Consider the following 3,265-nt stretch of genomic DNA (forward strand, 5'->3'; position numbering starts at 1 on the left):
GCAAGCGCCCTTTCCGATCAAGGGCGCTGCATTCACTGCTAGAATCCGCCAGGCAGGGACGAAGGGCCATCCGGCGGCGGCTGGCCGACAACCCCGCAGGGTCAACCGAATCGTACCGGGAACCCGGTTTGGGGCAATGCGAACTGTGATGGGTTGAGAATCTTAGAATCGTCTCGAGCAGGCGATCAGCGCGGGCCTGGAACTTGTGGACGGGATGGCGCCACAGTTCCTAGGTACGCCCGCTCCAAACCGAGCCGCCACGCTGACCGTCTCAACGCAGCCCGTTATCCCTGCCCATATGCATCGCCGATACGGTAAATTTCAATGCTCCCCGTCCCGCCCAGAGAGATCTCGGCAGTCTCCGCTTCGACTTGTGAAACCAGACCAACAGTTAGCCCCCAATCTCCCTGAATGTTATTCATATACCCAAGTCCGCTTTCCTTGTTCCCCCTTACGGACACCATGGTGTCCGTTGTGCCGGCATTATTGACAACCAAACCCCTTGTCTCAATACCATAGCCGTGACCTTCTCCTGCAGCCCTATCAATTGCGTCGCTCTCGATGTAGCCGGAGAGAGAACCGTGGTTAGCATCTGGAAGATCGAGTTGTCTTGCAGACACAAGCTCGATGTGACCCAGCTCCTCCTCACCGTCAATAGGAGTTGAGCTGCCAAACACAAAGCCAGATTCGTAATAAAGATGAAGTGTGTCCTGGTATTTTGACGCCTCTCCAAAGCCAAGAAAACAATAGAGCGTATCGGCTCGAGGTTTCCCCTCTTCTAGCTCGGCTTGCGCCTCAGTAGTAGCGCCATCAATCGCCGCGTCATCTCGACGCGAGTAATAGAAGTCGTTTATCGTCGCTCCGCCCTCAAGGACCGCTTCGCCAAGGTCGTAGTGAATCTGGTCGAGAACACGGCCGCCGTATTCAGTGCCCTCAAAGATAAGGAGGTGGCTCTTGCCGCTCAGGAGATCCTTAACCCCATCGATGTCTACGAGCGGAACGTACTCGCCTTGCCTTTGCACGTAGAGAGACTGTCTGTTGGCAATCATACCGTCCATATCGACGAGCTGGAGAACGAGGATGACCATGAGCAGTAGCATGGCTCCTCGCTTCGCAACAAGCCTAAAAAGCCCCACGAGGACAAGAATGGCAACGATGTCCCAGACTCCCCAGGCAAAGCGACCCATAGACCTAAAAACTCTGAATAGAGACAGGATGGGAGCCGGATATGGAATGTCGAAAAGGCTATGGCTTCCGACAGAAACTAAGGTTCCCCAAGACGCTATCGCAAGCGACAGGACACAAAGGAGAACGAGGCACGCGGCAAGCCTCCTCTGCGCGAGCCACTTCCGCATGTCCCCAAAGCGCCCAATGGCCCCCACAATCACAAAAAGGAGGGCGGCAATGAGACCGGCGCCGAGGTAGGCATACCCCTCATACTGACCAAATCTAGCAAGACCGCGGCTAGGAAGCAGGCCTTTAAATCCCGTTAGGTACAGACCCGTATCCATCGGGTTGAACAATGTGTTGAGATTGGCGCTCAGGCTACCGATAGAGTTTGCGGTTGCTCCGCTGTTGGAGGAAAGATGATAGAACCCACCAAAGAACCAAAAGGCAACCACAACGCCCAAAAGAGAGGAAGCGAAGACGTTTAGCACCGGCATGCCACTCCGCAGAGTCACGCAGCGGTATATGCAAAAAAACACCATGATGATACCAAGGATTGGCAAATAGTAGATATTGACCGACACGCCCAGTGCAAAGAGTGCCGCCCATAGAAGCATGTACCGACGACGGTCAGACTTATCGAAGGTCTTCAGAACGAGCAGGATTCCTGCCAGGATCACCCAATTGGCGGCAAGCGCAGTGTGCGTATAGAGCCGCTGCATCGCAAACGTGCAAAGTGCAAAAAGAGGAGAACAAGTCACTGAATAGAGAGTTGAACGCGTAAGACGATATACGCAACACGAACCGAGTGCCGAATTAAGAACGAAGCAGATAAGGCCCCATATCCCAAAGAACTGGAACGTATCCGGAAGCAGGGGGCTCATCACCTTGAAGATGAAATTAAAAAGCGGGACCGAATCAATATAGATGATTGAGGTAAGGCCGGGATACGCTACGGAATCCATCAGCCCTGGAGGAAAATGCCAAGCTGACGCCCGATAGAAGCTCCAGCCGTAATAAGACTGCGCGAAATCACCGGCTGTGTTCCTGATCCAGTCCACATATGTGACATCTAAGACTTGCATTCCATATATCAAGATGAAGATGCACGCCCCGATCACGCCTGAGAATAACGCAACGGTCAGATAGGGACAACGTTCCGCGTCACGCCATCGGTCCGCATCACAAGCGAGTGCGGGCGCCGCCTTCTGCCCCATCTTGTCGGAATCTACGTGAGCCATGAGTGCCTCCGAACTAAAAAAGCAAGTGCAATATGTTATGCAGCCTAGCAAAATCAGTCGCACACAGCACTTGGCCTCGTTGCTACGACTCTGTCCTGAGGAGTCGGGCGCAGTAAAAACCACAGCTGCAAGACAAAGAGCGATTAGTTATGCCATGCAAGGATGAGAGGTCCAAAGAACAGAGCCCCCGAAGGGAAAAACATCACGGCGGATTCCAGTGAACTATGCAACACCCGAGGAAAGGACGGATGCTGGAAATGCCGTGCGAGTTCGAGGGTGTTGCCTACGAGAAGCTTCGCGACATGCAGCGGGCCAGGCGCGAGCGCAATCTCGAGCACCTCAGGGAGGGCGTGGGCCTCGCGCAGGCCGCGAGGGCTGTCGGCGTCTCCAAGAGAGCCGGCAAGGTCTGGCGGAACGGGCGCACCAGGTTGTACGGCCGCGACGAGCAGGCGCTCGTCGACAGGTATTCTGGGGGCGTGGAAAAACCGAAGGGGGTGGACGGCCACCACCTTTCCCTGGAGGAGCGCATCGAGATCGCCGACACGCCGCGCGCCGGGTGCTCCCCGCGCCAGATAGCCGAGAAGCTGGGGCGGAGCCCCTCGACGATAGGACGCGAGCCGAGCACCTGACGGCCTGGGCCGCGAGCATCCCGACCGGCGGGCACCCGGCGCCCGGCTCCGGCACGCCGGGCGCCGCGCCGGCCTCCCCGTGCCGCGCGCGCCCGGCCTCTCTCGCTCCGCGCGGCGCGGGCGCGGGCTGTCGATTATCCTCGGCTTCGGCCGCGCGCGTGAAGTTCGTGCCGCCGGAGACGAGCTCGAGGTGCTTTCTCCTACGCGCCTCCTGCATCTCCCTCGGCT

General features: G+C 57.1%; 1 protein-coding gene and 1 pseudogene. One reads left to right on the top strand and one right to left on the bottom strand.

What is annotated here, in order from left to right; genetic code table 11:
- Window positions 1-284 precede the first annotated feature (284 nt).
- On the bottom strand, window positions 285-2,408 hold the full coding sequence (locus EFAMC1_RS02255) for a DUF6311 domain-containing protein (RefSeq protein ID WP_154052717.1): 2,124 nt from the start codon (window positions 2,406-2,408) through the stop codon (window positions 285-287).
- Window positions 2,409-2,884: 476 nt separating this feature from the next.
- Here EFAMC1_RS02255 and EFAMC1_RS11110 point away from each other — a divergent pair.
- Window positions 2,885-3,025, top strand: a pseudogene (locus EFAMC1_RS11110) (helix-turn-helix domain-containing protein); the annotation flags it as partial.
- Between the last annotated feature and the right edge of the window lie 240 nt (window positions 3,026-3,265).

The organism is Olsenella uli, from assembly GCF_901212675.1.
Classification (GTDB): Bacteria; Actinomycetota; Coriobacteriia; order Coriobacteriales; family Atopobiaceae; genus Parolsenella; species Parolsenella uli_B.

Bases quoted from the DNA above. Each gene is read 5' to 3' on its own strand.
- EFAMC1_RS02255 (WP_154052717.1), bottom strand. From the start codon at position 2,408: ATGGCTCACGTAGATTCCGACAAGATGGGGCAGAAGGCGGCGCCCGCA.